Source organism: Enhygromyxa salina, from assembly GCF_000737335.2.
Lineage (GTDB): Bacteria > Myxococcota_A > Polyangia > Nannocystales > Nannocystaceae > Plesiocystis > Plesiocystis salina_C.
The window spans coordinates 1-1380 of the sequence record NZ_JMCC02000275.1 but is presented as its reverse complement, the minus strand read 5'-3'; the positions used below and the strand labels follow the sequence as shown (position 1 = coordinate 1380).

Annotated in this window: 1 protein-coding gene; it reads right to left on the bottom strand. The window is 68.6% G+C overall.

Annotation, left to right across the window (positions count from 1 at the left end; all coding sequences use genetic code 11):
• Positions 1–218: 218 nt before the first annotated feature.
• Positions 219–1380: type VI secretion system-associated FHA domain protein (locus DB30_RS40845; protein ID WP_338082237.1), on the bottom strand; the 1162-nt coding region annotated here is incomplete at its 5' end.

Here is a 1380-nt window from a genome sequence, read left to right as displayed (position 1 = left end):
GACCAAGCTGTGGGAGACTGGGAGGCTCGCCGCTTGAACCAAACTTGACTCAAATACACCGAAATTGGGGTGTCAAGGACACTAGCCGGGTTGAGGCCATCTGCAGCCCGTGCGCGGTGTCCCGTCGGCACCCCACCCTCCGCACAACAACACAACACCCTCCGCACAACAACACAACACCCTCCGCACAACACACAACACCCTCACCAACCGATCAATCACCCATTCCCAACCTCCGAATAAGCCCGAGCAAACTCCGGCCCAAACACCAAAGCCGCAATCCCCCGATCCTCCACAACCTCCACATACCGCTCCGAGTACTTCTTCCAAGCCCCCGCAGCCTTACTCAGCCCCCCAACCCCCCGCTCGATCTCCGCCGGCCGAAACTGATCCATCATCGCCTGCACCCCCTCGACAACCCCATTGATCAGCGCAACCTGATGCAGCATGAAGTCGCTATACACCGCAGACAACTGAGCGTTCCGCTCCGGCCCGCCACGACGCCAATCCAGCAGGTAGTCCAGCACCCCCCGCGCGTCGGCGGCAGCGTGCAGCGGCGTGAATTCGCGGATCGTGCGAACCCCCATCTCTTCGCCGAACCGGGCCTGGACATTGCGGATCTCGACGAACGCCTGCGCTGTGGTCTGCAGAATATCGGCGATCCGCGCGAGGAAGGCCGACTGCTCGTCCGCGTCGCCCGGCGGCGTCACGGTGCCGAGCACGTGGGCGGCAAAGTTGGTCACGGTGCTCGACGCCTCGGGCACGCCCCCGGTCGCCGCCGCGGGCGCGGCGAAGGCCGTGGCGCCGGGCATCTCGGGAAACTCGCGGCGCAGGAACGCCATCGCCGTGTCGCGGGTGTTGGCGGGGATCTTGGCCAGCGACGCTTCAACCGACTGCTCGAATTGGGCGCGCGCCGCCTCGTAGTGTTCATAGGCAGGACGCAGCTCGCGAATTGCCCGATGCACGCCGCCAAGATCGACGAACCCGGTCGCCTCCGCGCCGGATCGGCGCGGCGGGGGCGAGGTGTCGTCGACCGCTGGGCTCGACATCGACGGCGGCGCCTGGGCGCCCGCGATTGACGGTGGGCCGCCGATCATCGCGGGTCCCCCCATCATCGGCGGGGGGCCGTCGAGCGACGGAGGGCCGCTCTGCCCGTACGAAGGCGTGCCCAGAGCGGGCGGCCCATCCAGCGAGGGTGGGCCTCCCATGCCCGACATGCTGGGCGGCCCGTTCAAGCTCGGCGGCCCACCCATGCCCGAGATGCTGGGCGGCCCGTTCAGGCTTGGTGGGCCCGCGGCCTGACCCGGCGACCCAGCGAGCGAGGGCGGCCCATCCAGCGACGGAGGCCCTCCCAGTGGTGGCGGCGGCGGCGGCCCGCCC